Raw genomic sequence first — 21306 nt, 5'->3', positions numbered from 1 at the left:
TTTACTGAATCGCAGATACAAAAAAGCCGAGCTAACGCTCGGCTTTCTCGTTCTTACGAACTGATTACTCAGCAGCTTCTTCAGCAGCTGGGCGATCTACAAGCTCAATGTAAGCCATTGGAGCTTTATCACCAGCACGGAAGCCAGCTTTTAGGATACGAGTGTAACCGCCCTGACGAGCAGCAAAACGTGGACCTAGTTCGTTAAATAGTTTTGCAACTACTTCGTTGTCACGAGTACGTGCAAATGCTAGACGACGGTTAGCAACACTGTCAGTCTTAGCTAGTGTAATCAAAGGCTCAACTACGCGACGTAGCTCTTTTGCTTTTGGCAAAGTAGTCTTGATAACTTCATGACGTACTAGAGAGCTAGCCATGTTGCTGAACATCGCTTTGCGATGTGAGCTGTTGCGGTTGAGTTGACGACCACTCTTACGATGGCGCATGACCTAATCCTTCTAACTAGTATCGATTAATCTTCAGCGATTGATGCAGGTGGCCAGTTTTCTAGGCGCATGCCCAGAGACAGACCACGTGACGCAAGTACGTCTTTAATCTCAGTAAGAGATTTTTTACCAAGGTTAGGCGTTTTAAGTAGCTCAACCTCAGTACGTTGTACTAGATCACCGATGTAGTGAATCGCTTCTGCTTTCAGACAGTTAGCAGAGCGAACTGTTAGTTCAAGATCGTCTACAGGACGCAGTAGGATCGGATCGAATTCTGGCTTCTCTTCTTTCTCCTCAGGAACTCGTACATCACGAAGATCTACGAATGCATCCAATTGTTCAGCTAGGATTGTAGCTGCACGACGGATTGCTTCCTCAGGTTCTAGAGTACCGTTTGTTTCCATATCGATAACAAGCTTGTCTAGATCAGTGCGCTGTTCTACACGAGCTGCTTCTACAGCGTAGGCAATTTTGTCTACTGGGCTGTAAGTAGCATCTACTAGTAGGCGACCGATTGGACGCTCGTCTTCTTCGTTATGGATACGCGCAGAAGCTGGAACATAACCACGACCACGTTCTACTTTAATACGCATTGCGATTTCAGCGTTGTCATCCGTTAGGTGACAAATAACGTGTTCAGGGTTAGCGATCTCTACATCACCATCATGGGTGATGTCACCTGCAACCACAGGGCCCGAGCCTGATTTGTTCAAAGTAATGAACACTTCATCTTTGCCTTCAGCAACACGCACTGCCAAACCTTTAAGGTTTAGAAGGATTTCAAGAATATCTTCTTGTACGCCTTCTTTAGTGCTGTACTCGTGAAGTACGCCTTCGATTTCTACTTCTGTCACTGCACAACCAGGCATAGAAGATAGAAGAATGCGGCGAAGTGCATTACCCAGAGTATGACCAAAGCCACGCTCTAATGGCTCAAGAGTTACTTTTGCGTGAGTCGAGCTGATTTGTTCGATGTCAACTAGACGTGGCTTAAGAAATTCTGTTACAGAACCCTGCATTGTGTCCTCTCTTTAGTTTAAACCTTACTTAGAGTAAAGCTCGACGATCAATTGTTCGTTGATGTCAGCTGATAGATCAGAACGCTCAGGCATACGCTTGAATGTACCTTCCATCTTGCCACCATCTACTTCAATCCAAGTTGGTTTTTCACGTTGTTCAGCAACTTCTAGAGCCGCTTTAATACGAGCTTGCTGTTTAGCTTTCTCGCGAATAGAAACAACGTCATTAGCCGCTACTTTGAAAGAAGGAACGTTTACAACTTTACCGTTTACTAGGATAGCTTTGTGGCTAACTAGCTGACGTGCTTCTGCGCGAGTTGCACCAAAGCCCATGCGGTAAACTACGTTATCAAGACGACCTTCAAGAAGCTGAAGTAGGTTTTCACCAGTGTTGCCTTTTAGGCGAGCAGCTTCTTTGTAGTAGTTACGGAATTGTTTTTCTAGAACGCCGTACATACGACGTACTTTTTGCTTCTCACGAAGCTGAACGCCATACTCAGATAGACGACCGCGACGAGCGCCGTGTACACCTGGTGCGTTATCAATTTTACACTTGGTATCGATCGCGCGAACACCAGACTTAAGGAATAAGTCAGTGCCTTCACGACGGCTAAGCTTCAGCTTAGGACCCAAATATCTTGCCATGATTCTTCTCCAATTGTCCTAGAAACGTTATACGCGACGTTTCTTAGGTGGACGACAACCGTTATGAGGGATTGGTGTAGCATCAACGATGTTTGTGATGCGGAAACCAGCGGCGTTTAGTGCACGAACAGTAGATTCGCGACCTGGACCAGGACCCTTAACCATAACTTCCAAGTTCTTTAGGCCGTATTCTTTAGCCATTTCAGCACAACGCTCAGCAGCAACCTGTGCAGCGAACGGAGTAGACTTACGAGAACCACGGAAACCAGAACCACCTGCAGTAGCCCATGCAAGAGCGTTACCTTGACGGTCAGTAATGGTTACGATTGTGTTATTGAAAGAAGCATGGATGTGCGCAACGCCATCTGCAACTTGCTTGCGTACGCGCTTACGAGCGCGAGTTGGTTGTTTAGCCATTGTACTCTACCTTCCCGATTATTTCTTGATCGGCTTACGCGGACCCTTACGGGTGCGAGCGTTGGTTTTAGTACGCTGTCCACGTAGTGGTAGACTGCGACGATGACGAAGACCACGGTAACAGCCAAGGTCCATAAGACGCTTGATGTTCATAGATACTTCACGACGTAGATCACCTTCTACAGTGTACTTAGCTACACCATCACGCAGTTGATCGATCTGCTCTTCAGTTAGTTCACTGATCTTAACATTTTCAGCAATACCCACTTCAGCTAGGATAGCTTGAGAGCGAGTTTTACCGATGCCGTAGATCGCTGTTAGAGCGATTACTGCATGTTTCTGATCAGGAATGTTAATGCCTGCTATACGGGCCATTATTCACTCCTAAGTGTTTCTATAAAAGAATTAGCCGCAGCAAAGCCCGTTATGGATACGCTGCGGAATACTACTTCTTTTGCACGCAAAAGGTAGGCCGAGGAATATACTCGACCCAACCTTCATTTTCAAGTAAAAATTTCTGCTAATTAGCCTTGGCGCTGTTTGTGCTTTGGCTCACTGCAAATCACGCGAACGACACCGTTACGCTTGATTACTTTACAGTTACGGCAGATTTTTTTAACGGAAGCACGAACTTTCATTGCTAAACTCCGTAAATGAAACTGAGTCTACCGCCGGATTAACGGCCGTAGCCTTTCAGATTCGCTTTCTTCAACACAGAATCATACTGTTGAGACATCAGATGAGTCTGTACCTGTGCCATAAAGTCCATAATTACAACAACTACGATTAGTAGCGATGTACCGCCGAAGTAGAAACGTACGTTCCACGCGACCATCATGAACTCGGGAATCAGACAGATAAAGGTAATGTACAGTGCACCAGCAAGGGTTAAACGTGTCATTACTTTATCAATGTACTTCGCTGTCTGCTCACCTGGGCGGATACCGGGTACGAATGCACCAGACTTCTTCAAGTTATCTGCTGTTTCACGCGGGTTGAAAACCAACGCCGTGTAGAAAAAACAGAAGAAGATAATTGCTGCTGCATAAAGCATTACATACAACGGTTGACCTGGGCTAAGAGCCAAAGACACGTCAGTTAACCAACCGAACGCGCTGCTCTCGCCGTTTTGACCAAACCACTGAGCTAATGTTCCTGGGAACAAGATAATGCTTGATGCAAAAATCGCTGGGATTACACCTGCCATGTTAATTTTAAGAGGCAGATGCGAGCTTTGCGCAGCAAATACTTTACGACCTTGTTGACGCTTCGCGTAGTTAACGACGATTCGGCGTTGACCACGTTCCATGAAAACAACGAAGTAAATGACTGCAAAAGCTAATACCGCGATTAGCAACAGAAGAAGTACATGCAATTCACCTTGACGCGCTTGCTCGATTGTTTGACCGATTGCAGAAGGCAATCCAGCAACAATACCTGCAAAAATCAGTATCGAAATACCGTTACCAATTCCTCGCTCTGTAATTTGTTCACCTAACCACATTAAGAACATGGTGCCGGTTACTAAACTTACGGTAGCAATTAGCGTAAACATGGTTTGGTTGATAACAACCAGATTGTCGACCATGTTTGGTAGGCCAGTTGCAATACCTATAGCTTGGAAGGTTGCAAGTACAAGCGTGCCGTAGCGTGTGTATTGGCTGATCTTACGACGGCCTGCTTCACCCTCTTTTTTGAGTTCAGCTAACGCTGGATGAACTACAGTTAGCAATTGGACAACAATAGATGCCGAAATATACGGCATGATGCCCAATGCTAATATAGATGCACGCTCAAGAGCACCACCGGAGAACATGTTAAACATTTCAACGATGGTACCTTTTTGCTGTTCGAACAAATCGGCAAGTACAGCAGCGTCAATACCAGGAATCGGCACAAAGGAGCCGGCTCGGAATACTAAAAGTGCACCAATTACGAATAACAAGCGCGACTTTAGTTCACTTAAGCCGCTCTGAGCACTACGAAAATCTTGTCCTGGTTTCTTAGCCATCTGTACCTCGTTCCTCGAGATTATTCCTCGATTTTACCGCCTGCAGCTTCGATTGCAGCTTTAGCGCCTTTAGTCACACGTAGACCTTTCACAGTCACTGCTTTGTTGATTTCACCAGAAAGAACAACTTTTACAAATTCGATGTTCTTAGTGATGATGTTAGCAGCTTTAAGACTGTTTAGATCAACTACGTCACCAGAAACTTTCGCTAGCTCAGCTAGACGAACTTCAGCAGACACTAGGCTCTTACGAGAAGTGAAACCGAATTTTGGTAGACGTTGTTTCAGAGGCATCTGACCGCCTTCGAAACCTGGACGAACACTGCCGCCAGAACGTGATTTTTGACCTTTGTGACCACGGCCACCAGTTTTACCTAGGCCTGAACCGATACCACGACCTACTCGCTTCGCAGAAGTTTTCGCGCCAGCAGCCGGTGCTAGAGTATTCAAACGCATTCTGATTACTCCTCAACTTTAACCATGTAGTAAACCTTGTTGATCATACCGCGAATACACGGAGTATCTTCAAGTTCTACTGTGTGGTTGATTTTACGAAGACCTAGACCGCGCAAAGTAGCTTTGTGCTTTGGCAGACGACCAATTGAGCTTTTAGTTTGAGTTACTTTAATAGTTGCCATGGTGTTCTTACTCCGAAATAGATTCAACAGTTAGACCACGTTTAGCAGCAACCATTTCTGGTGACTTCATGCTACCTAGTGCATCGATCGTTGCACGAACGATGTTGATAGGGTTCGTAGAACCGTACGCTTTAGATAGTACGTTGTGTACACCAGCAACTTCTAGTACTGCACGCATCGCACCACCTGCGATAACACCAGTACCTTCTGCAGCAGGCTGCATGTAAACTTTAGAGCCCGAATGGCGACCTTTCACTGGGTGGTGAAGAGTGCCTTCGTTTAGAGCGATCGTAGTCATGTTACGACGCGCTTTTTCCATTGCTTTTTGAATCGCTGCAGGTACTTCACGAGCTTTGCCGTAACCGAAACCTACACGACCATTACCGTCACCAACTACTGTTAGTGCAGTGAAGCTCATGATTCGACCGCCTTTAACCGTCTTAGATACGCGGTTAACTGCGATTAGCTTTTCTTGCAAATCATTCGCTTGAACTTGTTGTTCTTTAGCCATCTTCCAACCCTACCTTAGAATTTCAGACCAGCTTCGCGAGCAGATTCTGCTAGCGCCGCTACTCGACCGTGGTATTGGAAACCAGAACGATCAAATGCAACTGCAGTTACGCCCTTCTCAAGAGCGCGCTCAGCAATAGCTTTACCCACTGCTTTAGCTGCATCAACGTTACCAGTGTATTTCACTTGCTCACGGATCGCTTTTTCTACAGTAGAAGCTGCTGCGATAACCTCAGAGCCGTTAGCCGCGATAACCTGTGCGTACACGTGACGAGGAGTACGGTGTACAACTAGGCGAGTCGCACCCAGTTCTGCAATCTTACGACGTGCACGTGTAGCACGACGGATGCGAGATGCTTTCTTATCCATAGTGTTACCTTACTTCTTCTTAGCTTCTTTAGTACGCACATTTTCATCTGCGTAACGAACACCTTTGCCTTTGTATGGCTCAGGCTCACGGTAAGAACGAATGTCAGCCGCAACTTGACCAACTAGTTGCTTGTCAGCACCAGTGATCACGATTTCAGTTTGGCTTGGACATTCAGCTTTAATACCCGCTGGCAACTCGTGCTCAACTGGGTGTGAGAAGCCTAGTGTTAGACCTACAGCGTTGCCTTTGATAGCAGCACGGTAACCTACACCTTTAAGAGTTAGCTTCTTAGTAAAGCCTTCAGTAACACCAACAACCATGTTGTTAACTAGAGCGCGAGCAGTACCTGCTTGAGCCCATGCGTTAGCAACACCTTCTTTAGGACCGAAAGTCAGGTTATTTTCTTCCTGAGCGATTACAACTGCATCGTTAAGAACGCGAGTTAGTTCGCCTTTCGCACCTTTTACAGTGATTTCTTGGCCGTTTAGTTTCACCTCTACGCCAGCTGGAATAGCGACAGGTGCTTTTGCAACACGAGACATAGTCTACTCCTTATTAAGCTACGTAAGCGATGATTTCACCACCAAGACCTGCTTTACGTGCAGCGCGGTCTGACATAAGACCCTTGGAAGTTGAAACGATAGCAATACCAAGACCACCCATTACAGAAGGAAGTTCATCTTTCTTCTTGTAAACACGTAGACCTGGACGAGAAACACGTTTAAGTTGCTCGATTACTGGTTTAGCTTGGAAGTACTTAAGTGTAACTTCTAGCTCAGGTTTTGCTTCGCCTTCAACAGCGAAGTCAACGATGTAACCTTCAGCTTTTAGTAGTGCAGCAATTGCAACTTTAAGCTTTGAAGAAGGCATTTTTACAGCAACTTTGTTTGCTGCCTGACCGTTACGAACGCGGGTCAGCATATCCGAAATCGGATCTTGCATGCTCATATGATTTACTCCAAATGATTAAGTGGCAATTACCAGCTAGCCTTACGAAGACCCGGAATCTCGCCTTTCATGCAAGCTTCACGAACCTTAATACGGCTTAGACCGAACTTACGTAGGTAACCGTGTGGACGACCAGTTTGGTTGCAACGGTTGCGCTGACGTGATGCACTTGAATCACGTGGAAGAGATTGCAGTGTAAGAACCGCGTTCCAACGATCTTCTTCAGATGCGTTTACATCGCTGATGATAGCTTTTAGCGCTGCACGCTTTTCAGCGAACTTAGCTACTAGCTGTGCACGTTTAGCTTCACGTGCTTTCATTGATTGTTTAGCCATAACAGTAACCCTTCACCTTACTTACGGAATGGGAAGTTAAAGGCAGCCAGCAGAGCACGGCCTTCCTCATCAGTACCAGCAGACGTCGTAATAGTGATGTCTAAACCGCGTACACGATCAACTTTATCAAAGTCGATTTCCGGGAAGATGATTTGCTCGCGAACGCCCATGCTGTAGTTACCGCGACCGTCAAAAGACTTAGCGCTAACACCACGGAAGTCACGTACACGTGGAAGAGCGATGTTAATTAAACGCTCAAGAAAATCCCACATACGTTCGCCACGCAAGGTTACTTTACAACCGATAGGGTAGCCTTCACGGATTTTGAAACCTGCAACAGATTTGCGCGCTTTTGTGATAAGTGGCTTTTGACCAGAGATCGTTGCCATATCAGACGCTGCATTTTCTAGCAGTTTCTTATCGTTGATTGCTTCACCAACACCCATGTTTAGGGTGATTTTCTCGATTCTAGGGACTTGCATGACGCTTGTGTAACCGAACTGTTTGGTCAGTTCAGCGACTACAGACGACTTGTAGTAATCATGCAGTTTCGCCATAGTAGAACTCCAAATTACTTCTATTAGTTAGAAACGGTTTCGCCGTTAGACTTGAAGAAACGAACTTTTTTGCCGTCTTCAAAACGGAAACCGATACGGTCAGCTTTACCAGTAGCTGCGTTGAAAATCGCCACGTTAGAAACGTCGATTGCTGCTTCTTGCTCTACGATACCGCCTTGGATACCCATAGCTGGAACAGGTTTCTGATGTTTCTTAACTAGGTTGATACCTTCAACGATAACTTTACCAGTTGCTAGAACCTTAGTTACTTTACCTTTCTTGCCTTTGTCTTTACCAGCAAGAACGATTACTTCGTCATTACGACGGATTTTAGCTGCCATTTCTACGTGCTCCTTACAGAACTTCTGGAGCCAGTGAAACGATCTTCATGAACTTATCGCCACGAAGTTCGCGTGTCACAGGACCAAAGATACGTGTACCGATTGGTTGCTCAGTATTGTCGTTTAGCAATACGCAAGCATTTCGGTCGAAGCGAATGACAGAACCGTCAGGACGACGTACGCCTTTACGGGTGCGCACTACCACCGCCTTCAGAACATCACCTTTTTTAACTTTACCGCGAGGGATTGCTTCCTTCACAGTAACTTTGATGACGTCACCGATATGTGCATAACGGCGGTGAGAGCCACCCAGAACCTTAATACACATTACGCTGCGTGCGCCTGAGTTATCAGCTGCGTCCAGCATACTTTGCATTTGGATCATGTTAGTGCTCCGCTAAATATTAATAACTAGACCCATCACGGGTCGGGCTGCCTCTTTAAAAGGGACGCGAATTGTACCACCCTTTTTTGTGATTGGGTAGTCAAAAAATAAACGGCTCCAAAAATATTTTGGAGCCGCTTTAGTTTCATAGAATTAACGAGATTAAATCTTCGCCTTTTCTAGAACTTTTACCAAAGTCCAAGACTTAGTCTTAGACAGTGGACGACACTCTGCGATTTCAACTGTGTCGCCTAGGCCACACTCGTTGTTCTCGTCATGTGCGTGTACTTTAGTCGTACGTTTTACGTATTTACCGTAGATTGGGTGTTTTACGAAACGTTCGATAGCAACAGTGATAGACTTGTCCATCTTATCGCTAACAACACGACCTTGTTGAGTACGTTTTACTTCGCTCATTATGCGCCTGCCTTCTCAGTCAAAACAGTTTTCACACGTGCGATATCACGGCGTACAGCTTTCAGAGTATGAGTTTGCTGTAGTTGACCAGTCGCAGCTTGCATGCGCAAGTTGAACTGTTCACGTAGCAAATTCATTAGCTCAGCGTTAAGCTCTTCAACGCTTTTCTCGCGTAGATCTTGTGCTTTCATCACATCACCTGCTTAGTTACAAATGTAGTTTTGAAAGGCAGTTTACGTGCCGCAAGACGGAACGCTTCACGTGCCAATTCTTCAGGTACACCACCCATTTCGTACATAACCTTACCAGGTTGGATTTGGGCTACCCAGTACTCAACGTTACCTTTACCCTTACCTTGACGAACTTCAAGTGGTTTTTCTGTGATTGGTTTGTCTGGGAACACACGGATCCAGATTTTACCTTGACGCTTAACGTGACGTGTCATTGCACGACGTGCCGCTTCGATTTGACGAGCAGTTAGACGACCACGGCCAACAGCTTTAAGACCGAATTCGCCGAAGCTTACATCAGTACCTTTAGCTAGACCACGGTTACGACCAGTCTGAACCTTACGGAACTTAGTACGTTTAGGTTGTAGCATCTGTCGACTCCTTACTTACGGCCTTTACGCTGCTTCTTAGGCTTGTCGCCTTTAGGCTCTACAGCGTTAGCTGCTGGCATACCACCTAGGATTTCACCTTTGAAGATCCAAGTTTTAATGCCGATCACACCGTATTGAGTGTGAGCCGAAGAAGTTGCGTAATCAATGTCAGCACGTAGAGTGTGTAGAGGCACACGGCCTTCACGGTACCACTCTGAACGTGCGATTTCAGCGCCGCCTAGACGACCGCTTACTTCCACTTTGATACCTTTAGCGCCTAGGCGCATTGCGTTTTGTACTGCGCGCTTCATAGCACGACGGAACATAACACGACGCTCTAGCTGAGACGCGATGCTGTCACCAACAAGTTGCGCATCTAGTTCAGGCTTACGTACTTCAGCGATGTTAATTTGCGCTGGTACACCTGCAATTTTAGCTACAGCTGCGCGTAGCTTCTCAACGTCTTCACCTTTCTTACCGATAACAACGCCTGGACGAGCAGTGTGAATAGTCACACGGATGCTCTTAGCAGGACGCTCGATAACGATACGTGATAGAGACGCTTTTTTCAGTTCACTTGTAAGGAACTGACGTACCTTGAAGTCGCCGTCTAGGTTGTCAGCGAAATCTTTGGTGTTAGCAAACCATGTAGCATTCCAAGGCTTAACGATGCCTAGACGAATACCATTTGGATGTACTTTTTGACCCATTGCTTACTCTCCTAGTCTCTAGCGATCTGCTACAACAACAGTGATGTGGCTTGAACGCTTCAAGATACGATCCGCACGACCTTTAGCACGAGGCATAATACGCTTCATGGTTGGGCCTTCATCTACAAAGATTTTTGCGACATTCAGATCGTCAATATCTGCACCTTCGTTGTGCTCCGCGTTAGCGATAGCAGACTCTAGAACTTTCTTAACTAGTGCAGCAGCTTTTTTGTTGCTGAACGTTAGGATTTCTAGAGCTTGGTCAACAGATTTACCACGGATTAGATCCGCAACTAAGCGAGCTTTCTGAGGCGAAATGCGAGCAAAGTTATGTTTAGCAATTGCTTCCATTATTTACTCCTTAGCGCTTCTTAGCTTTCTTATCCGCAGCGTGACCGCGGTAAGTACGTGTTGGTGCGAATTCACCCAGTTTGTGACCGATCATTTCATCAGTTACAAATACTGGTACGTGCTGACGACCATTATGGACAGCGATGGTCAAACCGATCATCGTAGGGATGATCATTGAACGACGGGACCAAGTCTTAATAGGCTTTTTGTCTCCGCTTTCCACCGCTTTCTCTACCTTCTTCAGCAAGTGTAGGTCAATAAAAGGACCTTTCTTGAGAGAACGTGGCATGGCGATTCCTCTTTATATAGATTACTTGTTACGACGACGTACGATGTACTTGTCAGTGCGTTTGTTCTTACGAGTCTTGAAGCCTTTAGTAGGCATACCCCAAGGAGATACTGGGTGACGACCACCAGAAGTACGGCCTTCACCACCACCGTGTGGGTGGTCAATCGGGTTCATTACAACACCACGAACCGTTGGACGGATACCGCGATGACGTGATGCACCTGCTTTACCAAGTTCACGTAGCATGTGCTCAGAGTTACCAACTTCACCGATTGTTGCACGGCCTTCAGAAAGAACTTTGCGCATCTCGCCAGAACGTAGACGGATAGTTACGTACGCACCGTCGCGAGCAACGATTTGAGCGTAAGCACCAGCCGAACGAGCTAGCTGACCACCTTTACCAGGCTTAAGTTCAACGTTATGTACTGTTGAACCTACTGGGATATTACGCATTGGTAGAGTGTTACCAGCTTTGATTGGTGCATCAACACCAGACTGAATAACATCACCAGCTACAACACCTTTAGGTGCTAGGATGTAGCGACGCTCACCGTCTTTGTAAAGAACTAGAGCAATGTTTGCGCTACGGTTTGGATCGTATTCAAGACGCTCAACTGTCGCTGGAATACCATCTTTAGTACGTTTGAAGTCAACTACACGGTAGTGGTGCTTGTGACCACCGCCGATGTGACGTACTGTGATACGACCCTTGTTGTTACGACCACCGTTCTTAGAGTTTTTCTCTAGAAGAGGTGCGTATGGCTTGCCCTTGTGTAGGTCAGCGTTAACAACTTTAACAACGTGACGACGACCAGGGGAAGTCGGCTTACATTTAACAATAGCCATTTTTAACTACTCCTGTTATTCCGCGCCGCCAACGAAGTCAAGATCTTGACCTTCTTTCAAAGTAACGTACGCTTTCTTAACGTCGCTGCGGCGACCTTGGCGTAGACCTTGACGTTTGGTCTTACCCTTAGTGATAAGAGTATTTACAGACTTAACTTCAACTTCAAATAGCTTTTCTACAGCTGCTTTGATCTCTTTTTTAGTCGCATCTTTCGCTACTTTGAAAACGATAGTGTTCGCTTTCTCAGCTGCCATAGTTGCTTTTTCAGAGATGTGCGGTGCACGTAGAACTTTTAGGATACGCTCTTCAGTGATCATGCTAGCATTTCCTCTACTTGCTTAACTGCTTCTGCAGTCATTACAACTTTGTCAAACGCGATTAGAGATACTGGATCGATACCAGCAACATCACGTGCGTCAACTTTGTATAGGTTACGAGCAGCTAGGAATAGATTCTCATCTACTTCGCTAGTCACGATTAGAGCGTCAGTTAGCTCAAGCTCTTTAAGCTTAGCAACTAGCTCTTTAGTCTTTGGTGCTTCAACTGAGAAGTTATCAACAACGATTAGACGCTCTTGACGAACAAGCTCAGAAAGAATGCTCTTCATAGCACCACGGTACATTTTTTTGTTTACTTTTTGGCTGTGATCTTGTGGTTTCGCAGCAAAAGTAACACCACCTGTACGCCAGATTGGGCTACGGATTGTACCAGCACGCGCACGGCCAGTACCTTTTTGACGCCATGGCTTAGCGCCACCGCCAGAAACTTCTGAACGTGTTTTTTGAGCACGAGTACCTTGACGAGCACCTGCTGCGTACGCAACAACTACTTGGTGTACAAGAGCTTCGTTAAACTCACGTCCGAAAGTAGTTTCGGAAACAGTTAGTGCATCGGCACCTTTAACCATTAGTTCCATTACTTACTCCTGAGACGTTATGCTTTAACAGCTGGTTTAACGATCACGTTGCCGCCAGTTGCGCCTGGGACTGCACCTTTAATAAGAAGCAGGTTGCGCTCAGCGTCAACACGTACGATCTCTAGGTTTTGAGTCGTTACACGCTCAGCACCCATGTGACCTGCCATTTTCTTGCCTTTAAATACGCGACCTGGAGTCTGACATTGACCGATAGAACCAGGAGCACGGTGAGACAATGAGTTACCGTGAGTCATATCTTGAGTACGGAAGTTCCAACGCTTAACAGCGCCTTGGAAACCTTTACCCTTAGATGTACCAGTAACGTCTACTTTCTTAGTTTCGTTGAATAGTTCAACAGTTAGTTCTGAACCAACTTCGAACTCTTCGCCGTTTTCTAAACGGAATTCCCAAAGACCGCGACCAGCTTCAACGCCAGCTTTAGCAAAGTGACCTGCTTCAGCTTTGTTTACGCGGTTAGCTTTCTTAGAACCAGCTGTAACCTGGATTGCTGCGTAGCCGTCAGTTTCAAGAGTTTTCACTTGAGAAACACGGTTAGCTTCAACCTCAACAACAGTTACTGGGATAGAAACGCCTTCTTCAGTAAATACGCGGGTCATGCCCACTTTACGACCGATTAGACCAATCATACTTCTAATCTCCCTTAACCTAGGCTAATTTGAACGTCAACGCCCGCAGCAAGGTCTAGACGCATTAGAGCATCAACAGTCTTGTCTGTTGGCTCAACGATGTCGATTAGACGCTTGTGAGTACGGATTTCGTACTGGTCACGTGCTTTCTTGTTAACGTGTGGAGAGATAAGAACTGTGAAACGCTCTTTACGAGTTGGCAGTGGGATTGGACCACGAACCTGTGCGCCAGTGCGCTTAGCTGTTTCAACGATTTCCGCTGTAGAAGCATCGATTAGTTTGTAATCGAAAGCTTTTAGGCGGATACGGATACGTTGGTTCTGCATGAGACAGAGCTCCAAATTTAATAAATTACACAAACAATATCGCCACTCAAACTCGTCAAGACGAGAGAATGCCGATTGATTTATGTGAAACCGTAGCATCCAAGATTAGGACGCATTGTCAGTTAATTTTCGATTAACTATCCCTATATGCCAAAGTCACCTTTGAGGATAGTTTTTCCGAAGAAAAGATAGCTAATTGTATTAACCGCGAACATAAGCTGAGTATACATTACCTCGCAAATCCTTAGATTTGCTCGCTCCTCACTGCTCATTGGTTCACAACTGGCTTAACCAGTGCGCTGCATTATACAGATCACACTTTAGGTTGCAAGCGCTGAGTGAAAAATAATCGGGAATATTCCAAACCCTATACATCCCTCTTCGCTTGGTAGCCATTAAACAAAAAGGACGCCGAAGCGTCCTTTTCTAAACTGTAATCGTAATAGCGGCTGCTATTATTTCTTACCGCTTGATAGTGCACCGAAACGCTTGTTGAAGCGATCAACACGGCCGCCTGTATCAACGATACGTTGCTTACCAGTGTAGAATGGGTGACACTTGTCACATACGTCTAGGTGGATAGACTCTTTACCTAGAGTAGAGTTGAACTCAAAAGAGTTGCCGCAAGAACAAGTCGCTTTTACTGCTTTGTATTCTGGGTGGATACCAGCTTTCATGGGATAACCTCAATAGTAGGCCGTGTCGCTATACGAATCTAAGCCGCACACCACACGCAATTAATAATAAAATGGGATACCGCATCAACTAATTGCCGAAGCCATATCTCAAGGCGCGATATAGTAAAGAATCACATTGCTCGGATCAACATATTTGGCAACTTTTTCGCCACTTTTTTAGCCAGACTAATCATAGAGGCACGATTCACGCTGAATCACATAGCTTTACTCGAATTTCCATACCGATTTTAATAGACTCTCATTTCCTTTCCCTCTTTTTAATAGCTAAGAATTTATGCGTCCAACCATTGCTAGAGTGGCGTTACCCGTTCCGCTCGACAAACAATTTGATTACGCCATTCCGGGGCACCTGTTTCCGATCATTGGTGGACGCGTTTCCGTACCTTTTGGACGCCAAACCTTAGTCGGCATCGTCACCGCAATGGTGAACCACTCCGACTTTCCTAAAGAGCAGCTTAAGCCAATCAAAGCGGTATTAGACTCCCAACCGATATGGCCAGAGACGCTTTATTCTCTGCTAAATTGGTGCAGCCAGTTCTATCAGTACCCTCTAGGTGACACTCTACACAATGCAATGCCTGCCGCGCTGAGGAAAGGCAAACCGGCCGACTTTGCAACGCTACAAGAATGGCAACTGACAGAAGCAGGAAGAAATAAGCTCATGCAAGGGCTTGGACGTGCGATAAAACAACAGCGTGCACTCCAAATGATGATCAACGGCCCAATCTCGCATCAAGAGCTCTTGGATCAAGAAGTAAACTCGACCATCTTAAAAAATCTCGAAGAAAAAGGTTGGGTCGAGCGCATCGAGAAAAAGCCGACCATTACGAAATGGAGTCAAAATGTAGAGTGTGCGGTAGAGAAACCAAAGCTTAACCATGAACAAGCACTCGCGATTGCCAGCGTAAATAGCCAAACGGGCTTTGCTTGCTATTTATTAGAAGGGGTCACGGGATCCGGTAAAACCGAAGTTTACTTAAACCTTATCAAGCCCGTTCTAGAGCAAGGGAAACAAGCATTAGTTTTAGTACCTGAGATCGGTCTAACGCCCCAAACCATCAACCGCTTTAAACATCGATTTAATGTCCCAGTAGATGTGATTCATTCCGGTTTGAATGAAACAGAGCGTTTGAACGCCTGGTTATCGGCTCGCGATAAAGCCGCGGGGATCATCATTGGTACGCGCTCAGCCCTACTGACACCTTTTGCTGATTTGGGGATTATTATCGTTGATGAAGAGCATGACTCCTCTTATAAGCAACAAGACAGCTTGCGTTACCACGCTCGTGATGTTGCTGTCATGCGCGCCCATAAAGAGCAAGTGCCGATTGTCCTTGGCTCAGCGACGCCAGCGTTAGAAACCCTACATAATGCGCTGTCTGGTAAATATCACCATTTAACACTCACCCAACGAGCTGGCTCTGCCGTGCCAACCACCAATAAAGTGTTAGATGTAAAAGGTCAGTATTTAGAAAGTGGCTTATCCGCCCAACTGATTGCCGAAATGCGCAAACACTTAAAAATGGGCAATCAGGTTATGTTGTTTCTTAACCGCCGAGGTTTCTCGCCCGCTTTGATGTGCCATGAATGTGGTTGGATTGCAGAATGTAAACGCTGTGATGCGTACTATACGTTCCACCATTACAGCAACGAAATACGCTGCCATCACTGCGGCTCACAACAACCTGTCATTCATCAGTGTCAGGGATGTGGTTCAACTCAACTGGTTACCGTCGGCGTAGGAACGGAACAGCTCGAACAACAATTGGCTCAGTTGTTTCCAGAATACAAAGCCATTCGCATCGACAGAGACAGCACACGTCGCAAAGGTAGCTTGGAAGATGCCCTTGAGTCGATTCGTAAAGGTGAATACCAAATACTGATAGGCACTCAAATGCTGGCTAAGGGGCACCACTTTCCAAATGTAACGCTCGTTGCTCTTTTGGATGTTGATGGCTCTCTATATAGTAGTGACTTCCGCGCTTCGGAGCGATTAGCTCAGCTGTTTATTCAGGTCGCAGGTCGTGCTGGCCGAGCAAGTAAACCTGGCGAAGTGATCCTGCAAACTCACCATCCTGAGCACAGCTTGCTGCAAGCCCTACTTCAAAAAGACTATCGTCACTTTGCTATGACAGCTCTGGAAGAACGTAAGCTCGCCCAGCTTCCGCCTTATAGTTTCTTGACTCTGTTTAAAGCAGAAGCAAACCAAAGTGAAGTGGTTGAAGACTTCTTACGTCAGGTTCGCTTTACCTTAGAATCGCATCCTTTATTTGACGACACTTGCATGGTGCTGGGTCCAACACCATCACCTCTCGCCAAACGTGCAGGCAAATACCGCTGGCAGCTGTTACTTCAAACCCAGCATCGTTCATTGATGCAAAAGTTATTAACCAGTGCCAAACCTGCTATTGAGTTGTTGCCAAATGCCAAGAAAGTTCGCTGGAATTTAGACATAGAGCCACAAGATCTCAGCTAGCAAACGTTTAACTATGTAATGAATTACCATTTAATGTGACAAACATCACAACGGGATTGCAATTTTTGTTAAACAGACCGTAACTTTCACTTTAGAAATGAATAGACTATCCAAATTAGAAAAGTCTAAAGTGACTTGTTCGCACAGGCTTAGATTAAAACAATGACTATTCCCACAAATTGATGTCGCAGTGAAGAATCCATTTTTCCACTTGTTAACACGAACTGAGCGAAGAGCAAACGATGCTCTAACTCAGCGTGATTATTATGATTTCAAACAGGAATAACGTCATCTTGGCAAAAAAATAAACGAGAGGTTAAAAACTATGGCGACAATGAAGGATGTTGCCCAGCTTGCGGGAGTGTCTACGGCTACGGTATCTCGAGCATTAATGAACCCAGAGAAGGTCTCTTCTTCAACGAGAAAAAGAGTAGAAGATGCCGTACTTGAAGCGGGTTATTCTCCAAACTCATTAGCGCGTAACTTACGTAGAAACGAATCAAAAACCATTGTCACTATCGTTCCCGACATCTGTGATCCTTATTTTTCTGAAATTATTCGCGGTATTGAAGATGCTGCCATGGAACATGGCTATCTAGTCCTGCTGGGCGATAGCGGACAACAGAAGAAACGTGAAAGTTCTTTCGTTAACCTCGTATTTACTAAGCAGGCAGATGGAATGCTACTGCTTGGCACAGATCTACCGTTCGATGTCAGTAAGCCAGAGCAAAAGAACTTACCTCCGATGGTAATGGCGTGTGAATTTGCGCCTGAACTCGAGCTTCCGACAGTACATATTGATAACCTGACCTCAGCATTTGAAGCGGTGAATTACCTAACCCAATTAGGTCATAAACGCATTGCTCAAATCTCTGGACCAGATACAGCAATATTGTGTCAGTTCCGCCAGCAAGGCTACCAACAAGCCCTGCGCCGTGCCGGCATCAATAAAGATCCACAATATAGTGTCATTACTGAGTTCTCTTTTGATGGCGGAGCAAAAGCCGTTCGTAAACTGCTCGAATTGCCAGAGCCACCAACGGCTATTTTCTGCCACTGTGACACAATGGCCATCGGCGCAATTCAAGAAGCGAAAAAGCTTGGCTTACGAGTACCGCAAGATCTCTCTGTTGTGGGCTTTGATGACATTAACTTCGCTCAGTACTGCGATCCACCGTTGACCACTATCTCTCAGCCTCGCTATGAGATTGGTCGACAAGCGATGCTAATGATGCTTGAGATGTTAAAAGGACACGACGTGCATTCAGGCTCGCGCCTACTTGAAACTAACCTCGTCATTCGCGGAAGTGCAGCGCCACCACAGCGCCCTTAACCTAAAAATTAGGTATTCATACCCAAAGCGGTGCTAAGGCGCCGCTTTTTATTTGCCCCTCCTGCTTTTTGTGTATCCCCGAATAAATATAAGCAAGAACGGAAACACACTCCTACACTCGGGCGTTGTCGCGCTTTAGCTATCAAGATTCTATCAATAGGGTGTTTTCTCAACTCGTTCTGGATTAACATATTTGCAAGAATCCTTGATGACCAGAAATAACCGTGGCAAATAGAGATTATGTAAGACGGGGGCGAGGCGCCCCAAAAAAGTCGACAAAAAAACAGCCGCCGAGAAGAAAAAAACCTTGGCGTAGTGGCCTGCTCGCTATCTTGCTCGTGGGTGGTTTTGGCTATGGTCTTTACCTTTTGAGTAGCGACCCAGAACCCAAACAACCTGTCGTGAAGCAGCCAACAACCACTGTAAGCAAACCAAAGCCGAAAAAAGACTTGCCGCCACCACCAGAAGAAAAGTGGGAATATGTTGAGTCACTACCGAAACGTGAAGTTGAAGTTGTGGCCAAAGAAATTGAAGTTTCTAAAATTCCTTACATCATGCAGTGTGGCGCGTACAAAACCCAGGCACAAGCGGAAGAGCGCAAGCTTGCAATCGCGTTCCAAGGGATGTCGAGCAAGATTCGTAAGAAAGAAGGCAGTTCATGGTATCGCGTGGTGCTAGGTCCGTATAAGTTCAAACGTGATGCAGAACGTGACCGTCATAAACTGCAACGCGCGAAAATCGAGCCATGTGCGATTTGGAAAGAAAATCTTTAAACTCAGGCCCTAGGAGCTAAGATCCTAGGGCCTTTCTTTTTGCCCCCTTGAATCCCTATTTCCCCTCCCCCATATACTGAATTAAATCCAAAGAGAAATAATCAAGAGGTCGACTGTGACTACCATTGTATCTGTACGTCGAAATAATAAAGTCGTCATCGCGGGTGATGGCCAAGTATCTCTAGGCAATACCGTAATGAAAGGTAATGCGCGCAAAGTTCGCCGCTTATATAACAACCAAGTACTAGCGGGCTTTGCTGGCGGCACTGCGGATGCCTTCACCCTTTTTGAGCGCTTCGAAAGCAAGCTGCAAATGCACCAAGGCCACCTAACTAAGGCTGCGGTTGAGCTAGCCAAAGACTGGCGTAGCGATCGTGCTCTGCGCAAGCTCGAAGCCTTGCTTGCCGTTGCCGACGAAACCGCATCGTTAATCATTACCGGTAATGGTGATGTCGTACAGCCAGAACACGACCTGATTGCGATTGGCTCTGGTGGTGCTTACGCACAAGCTGCAGCAACCGCCCTACTAGAAAACACAGATCTAGATGCTCGTGAGATCGCGGAAAAAGCCCTCAACATCGCGGGTGATATTTGTGTCTTCACCAACCACCACCACACAGTAGAAGAGCTAGACTCAACGGTAGAGCCTGAAAAACCAACCGCGTAATCGTAACGAAGTAAGGAAAGAATATGTCTGAAATGACGCCTCGCGAAATCGTTCATGAATTGAACCGCCACATTATCGGTCAAGAAAAAGCCAAGCGTTCGGTTGCGATTGCACTTCGTAACCGCTGGCGCCGTATGCAGCTTGAAGAAAGTTTGCGTGCCGAAGTGACGCCAAAAAACATTTTGATGATTGGTCCTACTGGTGTTGGTAAGACTGAAATAGCACGCCGCCTCGCAAAACTGGCAAATGCACCATTCATCAAAGTTGAAGCGACGAAATTCACCGAAGTGGGTTACGTTGGTAAAGAAGTTGAAACCATCATCCGTGACCTGACTGATGTCGCGGTAAAAATGACGCATCAACAAGCGATGGAAAAAGTAAAATTCCGCGCTGAAGAGCAAGCGGAAGAACGCATTCTTGATGCGCTACTGCCACCAGCACGTGATAGCTGGGGTCAAGCAGAGCAAACGGAAGAGTCTTCTCACACTCGCCAGATCTTCCGTAAGAAACTGCGTGAAGGCCAACTAGACGATAAAGAAATTGAAATCGACGTAGCCACACCACAAATGGGCGTAGAGATCATGGCGCCCCCAGGTATGGAAGAGATGACTAACCAGCTGCAAGGCATGTTCCAAAACCTGGCAGGCGACACTAAGAAAAAGCGTAAGCTGAAAATCAAAGACGCAATGAAAGCGTTAGCGGAAGAAGAAGCGGCGAAACTGGTAAACCAAGAAGAGCTAAAAGAAGCTGCGATTTTCAACGTTGAAAACAACGGCATCGTATTTATCGATGAGATCGACAAGATCTGTAAACGCGGTGAGAGCTCAGGCCCAGACGTTTCACGCGAAGGTGTTCAGCGCGATCTACTTCCATTGATTGAAGGCAGCACGGTATCAACCAAGCACGGCATGGTAAAAACAGACCACATTCTGTTTGTTGCATCTGGTGCATTCCAAGTGGCAAAACCATCTGACTTGATCCCAGAATTGCAAGGTCGTCTACCAATTCGTGTTGAGCTAGAAGCACTAAGCAGCAACGACTTCAAACGCATTCTGACAGAGCCAAAAGCCTCTCTAACAGAGCAGTACGTTGCGTTGATGAAAACGGAAGATGTGGACATCGAGTTCACAGAAGATGGCATCACGCAAATCGCGGAAGCGGCATGGACGGTCAACGAAAGCACAGAAAACATCGGTGCTCGTCGCTTACACACCGTTATGGAACGCTTAATGGATGAAATCTCTTACGACGCGGCGGAGCAATCTGGCGCGAAGTTTGTTATCGATGCCGCTTATGTGAAAGAGCGCCTAGGCGACACGATTGAAGATGAAGATCTAAGCCGCTTTATTCTTTAATCGCAATCTATCCCACCAAAGCCCAGAACCTTGTTTCTGGGCTTTTTGTTTAGAATGACGATTACTGTGACAACACCTAAATCAAAAGATCTGGTCATTCTAGCGAGCTCAAGCGAGACTAGAATCTGCTAACAGCAGACGCCTACTCTTCATCTCTCACCTTAACCACCGCACAACCAGACGATAGATTCTGAATCACACTCGTTCCTCGTTATTCAGAATGGCGGTGACTTTGACAACATCTAAATCAAAAGATCTCGTCATTCTAGCGAGCTCAAGC

Annotated in this window: 34 protein-coding genes; 5 read left to right on the top strand and 29 right to left on the bottom strand. The window is 46.0% G+C overall.

Annotated elements, in window-relative coordinates; all coding sequences use genetic code 11:
* Positions 1 to 64: 64 nt before the first annotated feature.
* The 29 genes from rplQ to rpmE all read right to left on the bottom strand — a co-directional run bounded on the left by rplQ (position 65) and on the right by rpmE (position 14401).
* Positions 65 to 445: a 50S ribosomal protein L17 gene (rplQ, locus tag CBX98_RS05465; protein ID WP_005383141.1), complete on the bottom strand. Its 381-nt coding sequence runs from the start codon at positions 443 to 445 to the stop codon at positions 65 to 67.
* A gap of 26 nt (positions 446 to 471) precedes the next feature.
* Entirely contained in the window at positions 472 to 1464 is a 993-nt protein-coding gene (rpoA, locus tag CBX98_RS05460; RefSeq protein WP_005383143.1) for a DNA-directed RNA polymerase subunit alpha, read from the bottom strand.
* Positions 1465 to 1488: 24 nt separating this feature from the next.
* Positions 1489 to 2109 carry a 30S ribosomal protein S4 gene (rpsD, locus tag CBX98_RS05455; protein ID WP_005383146.1) on the bottom strand — a complete coding sequence of 207 codons (621 nt, stop codon included), beginning with the start codon at positions 2107 to 2109 and terminating at the stop codon, positions 1489 to 1491.
* Between the two features lie 27 nt (positions 2110 to 2136).
* A complete protein-coding gene (gene rpsK, locus CBX98_RS05450) occupies positions 2137 to 2526 on the bottom strand; it encodes a 30S ribosomal protein S11 (RefSeq protein ID WP_001118870.1) in 390 nt (129 codons plus the stop codon).
* Positions 2527 to 2544: 18 nt separating this feature from the next.
* Complete coding sequence (gene rpsM, locus CBX98_RS05445; RefSeq protein ID WP_005383154.1) at positions 2545 to 2901, bottom strand: 30S ribosomal protein S13; 357 nt, start codon at positions 2899 to 2901, stop codon at positions 2545 to 2547.
* Between the two features lie 149 nt (positions 2902 to 3050).
* Positions 3051 to 3164, bottom strand: a complete 114-nt coding sequence (rpmJ, locus tag CBX98_RS05440; RefSeq protein WP_000868186.1) for a 50S ribosomal protein L36 — start codon at positions 3162 to 3164, stop codon at positions 3051 to 3053.
* 38 nt (positions 3165 to 3202) lie between these two features.
* A complete protein-coding gene (secY, locus tag CBX98_RS05435; protein WP_005379562.1) occupies positions 3203 to 4537 on the bottom strand; it encodes a preprotein translocase subunit SecY in 1335 nt (444 codons plus the stop codon).
* A gap of 20 nt (positions 4538 to 4557) precedes the next feature.
* On the bottom strand, positions 4558 to 4992 hold the full coding sequence (gene rplO / locus CBX98_RS05430) for a 50S ribosomal protein L15 (RefSeq protein WP_005383155.1): 435 nt from the start codon (positions 4990 to 4992) through the stop codon (positions 4558 to 4560).
* 5 nt (positions 4993 to 4997) lie between these two features.
* Positions 4998 to 5174: a 50S ribosomal protein L30 gene (gene rpmD, locus CBX98_RS05425; RefSeq protein WP_005379565.1), complete on the bottom strand. Its 177-nt coding sequence runs from the start codon at positions 5172 to 5174 to the stop codon at positions 4998 to 5000.
* A 7-nt stretch (positions 5175 to 5181) separates the two neighbouring features.
* The gene (rpsE, locus tag CBX98_RS05420) at positions 5182 to 5685 is read right to left on the bottom strand and encodes a 30S ribosomal protein S5 (RefSeq protein WP_004745894.1); all 504 of its coding nucleotides are present in this window, start codon (positions 5683 to 5685) and stop codon (positions 5182 to 5184) included.
* A gap of 14 nt (positions 5686 to 5699) precedes the next feature.
* Positions 5700 to 6053, bottom strand: coding sequence for a 50S ribosomal protein L18 (gene rplR / locus CBX98_RS05415; RefSeq protein WP_005379568.1), 354 nt, complete (start codon positions 6051 to 6053; stop codon positions 5700 to 5702).
* A gap of 9 nt (positions 6054 to 6062) precedes the next feature.
* Positions 6063 to 6596 (bottom strand): 50S ribosomal protein L6, encoded by a 534-nt coding sequence (gene rplF / locus CBX98_RS05410; RefSeq protein ID WP_005392377.1) that lies wholly within the window; start codon positions 6594 to 6596, stop codon positions 6063 to 6065.
* A 13-nt stretch (positions 6597 to 6609) separates the two neighbouring features.
* A complete protein-coding gene (gene rpsH, locus CBX98_RS05405) occupies positions 6610 to 7002 on the bottom strand; it encodes a 30S ribosomal protein S8 (protein ID WP_005379572.1) in 393 nt (130 codons plus the stop codon).
* Between the two features lie 29 nt (positions 7003 to 7031).
* Complete coding sequence (gene rpsN, locus CBX98_RS05400) at positions 7032 to 7337, bottom strand: 30S ribosomal protein S14 (RefSeq protein ID WP_012841173.1); 306 nt, start codon at positions 7335 to 7337, stop codon at positions 7032 to 7034.
* Between the two features lie 17 nt (positions 7338 to 7354).
* Complete coding sequence (rplE, locus tag CBX98_RS05395) at positions 7355 to 7894, bottom strand: 50S ribosomal protein L5 (RefSeq protein WP_005379573.1); 540 nt, start codon at positions 7892 to 7894, stop codon at positions 7355 to 7357.
* A 23-nt stretch (positions 7895 to 7917) separates the two neighbouring features.
* Entirely contained in the window at positions 7918 to 8235 is a 318-nt protein-coding gene (rplX, locus tag CBX98_RS05390; RefSeq protein WP_005379574.1) for a 50S ribosomal protein L24, read from the bottom strand.
* A 13-nt stretch (positions 8236 to 8248) separates the two neighbouring features.
* Positions 8249 to 8620, bottom strand: coding sequence for a 50S ribosomal protein L14 (gene rplN, locus CBX98_RS05385; protein WP_004410450.1), 372 nt, complete (start codon positions 8618 to 8620; stop codon positions 8249 to 8251).
* A gap of 162 nt (positions 8621 to 8782) precedes the next feature.
* Positions 8783 to 9037 (bottom strand): 30S ribosomal protein S17, encoded by a 255-nt coding sequence (gene rpsQ, locus CBX98_RS05380; protein WP_005379575.1) that lies wholly within the window; start codon positions 9035 to 9037, stop codon positions 8783 to 8785.
* Positions 9037 to 9228 (bottom strand): 50S ribosomal protein L29, encoded by a 192-nt coding sequence (rpmC, locus tag CBX98_RS05375; RefSeq protein ID WP_005379576.1) that lies wholly within the window; start codon positions 9226 to 9228, stop codon positions 9037 to 9039. The genes rpsQ and rpmC overlap by 1 nt, the downstream gene beginning before the upstream one ends.
* Positions 9228 to 9638, bottom strand: coding sequence for a 50S ribosomal protein L16 (gene rplP / locus CBX98_RS05370; RefSeq protein WP_005379577.1), 411 nt, complete (start codon positions 9636 to 9638; stop codon positions 9228 to 9230). The genes rpmC and rplP overlap by 1 nt, the downstream gene beginning before the upstream one ends.
* Before the next feature lie 11 nt (positions 9639 to 9649).
* Positions 9650 to 10348 (bottom strand): 30S ribosomal protein S3, encoded by a 699-nt coding sequence (rpsC, locus tag CBX98_RS05365; RefSeq protein ID WP_005383161.1) that lies wholly within the window; start codon positions 10346 to 10348, stop codon positions 9650 to 9652.
* Between the two features lie 18 nt (positions 10349 to 10366).
* Positions 10367 to 10699 carry a 50S ribosomal protein L22 gene (rplV, locus tag CBX98_RS05360; protein ID WP_005383164.1) on the bottom strand — a complete coding sequence of 111 codons (333 nt, stop codon included), beginning with the start codon at positions 10697 to 10699 and terminating at the stop codon, positions 10367 to 10369.
* Positions 10700 to 10709: 10 nt separating this feature from the next.
* Positions 10710 to 10988 carry a 30S ribosomal protein S19 gene (rpsS, locus tag CBX98_RS05355; protein WP_004394525.1) on the bottom strand — a complete coding sequence of 93 codons (279 nt, stop codon included), beginning with the start codon at positions 10986 to 10988 and terminating at the stop codon, positions 10710 to 10712.
* A 21-nt stretch (positions 10989 to 11009) separates the two neighbouring features.
* On the bottom strand, positions 11010 to 11834 hold the full coding sequence (rplB, locus tag CBX98_RS05350) for a 50S ribosomal protein L2 (protein ID WP_005383168.1): 825 nt from the start codon (positions 11832 to 11834) through the stop codon (positions 11010 to 11012).
* A 15-nt stretch (positions 11835 to 11849) separates the two neighbouring features.
* Positions 11850 to 12152, bottom strand: a complete 303-nt coding sequence (gene rplW, locus CBX98_RS05345; RefSeq protein ID WP_004398471.1) for a 50S ribosomal protein L23 — start codon at positions 12150 to 12152, stop codon at positions 11850 to 11852.
* On the bottom strand, positions 12149 to 12751 hold the full coding sequence (gene rplD, locus CBX98_RS05340) for a 50S ribosomal protein L4 (RefSeq protein ID WP_005379556.1): 603 nt from the start codon (positions 12749 to 12751) through the stop codon (positions 12149 to 12151). The genes rplW and rplD overlap by 4 nt, the downstream gene beginning before the upstream one ends.
* A 17-nt stretch (positions 12752 to 12768) precedes the next feature.
* Positions 12769 to 13398 (bottom strand): 50S ribosomal protein L3, encoded by a 630-nt coding sequence (gene rplC / locus CBX98_RS05335; RefSeq protein ID WP_005379555.1) that lies wholly within the window; start codon positions 13396 to 13398, stop codon positions 12769 to 12771.
* A gap of 14 nt (positions 13399 to 13412) precedes the next feature.
* Complete coding sequence (gene rpsJ, locus CBX98_RS05330; protein ID WP_004410492.1) at positions 13413 to 13724, bottom strand: 30S ribosomal protein S10; 312 nt, start codon at positions 13722 to 13724, stop codon at positions 13413 to 13415.
* Positions 13725 to 14179: 455 nt separating this feature from the next.
* Entirely contained in the window at positions 14180 to 14401 is a 222-nt protein-coding gene (gene rpmE / locus CBX98_RS05325; protein WP_005379546.1) for a 50S ribosomal protein L31, read from the bottom strand.
* A gap of 295 nt (positions 14402 to 14696) precedes the next feature.
* Between rpmE and priA the strand changes: the two genes are divergently transcribed.
* From priA to hslU, 5 genes are all read left to right on the top strand, one after another.
* Positions 14697 to 16898 carry a primosomal protein N' gene (gene priA, locus CBX98_RS05315; RefSeq protein WP_109168734.1) on the top strand — a complete coding sequence of 734 codons (2202 nt, stop codon included), beginning with the start codon at positions 14697 to 14699 and terminating at the stop codon, positions 16896 to 16898.
* A gap of 304 nt (positions 16899 to 17202) precedes the next feature.
* Positions 17203 to 18231 (top strand): DNA-binding transcriptional regulator CytR, encoded by a 1029-nt coding sequence (cytR, locus tag CBX98_RS05310; protein ID WP_254901949.1) that lies wholly within the window; start codon positions 17203 to 17205, stop codon positions 18229 to 18231.
* A 224-nt stretch (positions 18232 to 18455) separates the two neighbouring features.
* Complete coding sequence (gene ftsN / locus CBX98_RS05305; protein WP_017820300.1) at positions 18456 to 19004, top strand: cell division protein FtsN; 549 nt, start codon at positions 18456 to 18458, stop codon at positions 19002 to 19004.
* Between the two features lie 115 nt (positions 19005 to 19119).
* Entirely contained in the window at positions 19120 to 19671 is a 552-nt protein-coding gene (hslV, locus tag CBX98_RS05300) for an ATP-dependent protease subunit HslV (protein ID WP_005383176.1), read from the top strand.
* Positions 19672 to 19694: 23 nt separating this feature from the next.
* Positions 19695 to 21026, top strand: a complete 1332-nt coding sequence (gene hslU / locus CBX98_RS05295) for an HslU--HslV peptidase ATPase subunit (RefSeq protein ID WP_109168733.1) — start codon at positions 19695 to 19697, stop codon at positions 21024 to 21026.
* Positions 21027 to 21306 lie beyond the last annotated feature (280 nt).

The organism is Vibrio sp. T9 (assembly GCF_003123985.1).
GTDB classification, from domain to species: Bacteria; Pseudomonadota; Gammaproteobacteria; order Enterobacterales; family Vibrionaceae; genus Vibrio; species Vibrio diabolicus.
This window is presented reverse-complemented; position numbering and strand designations above follow the sequence as displayed.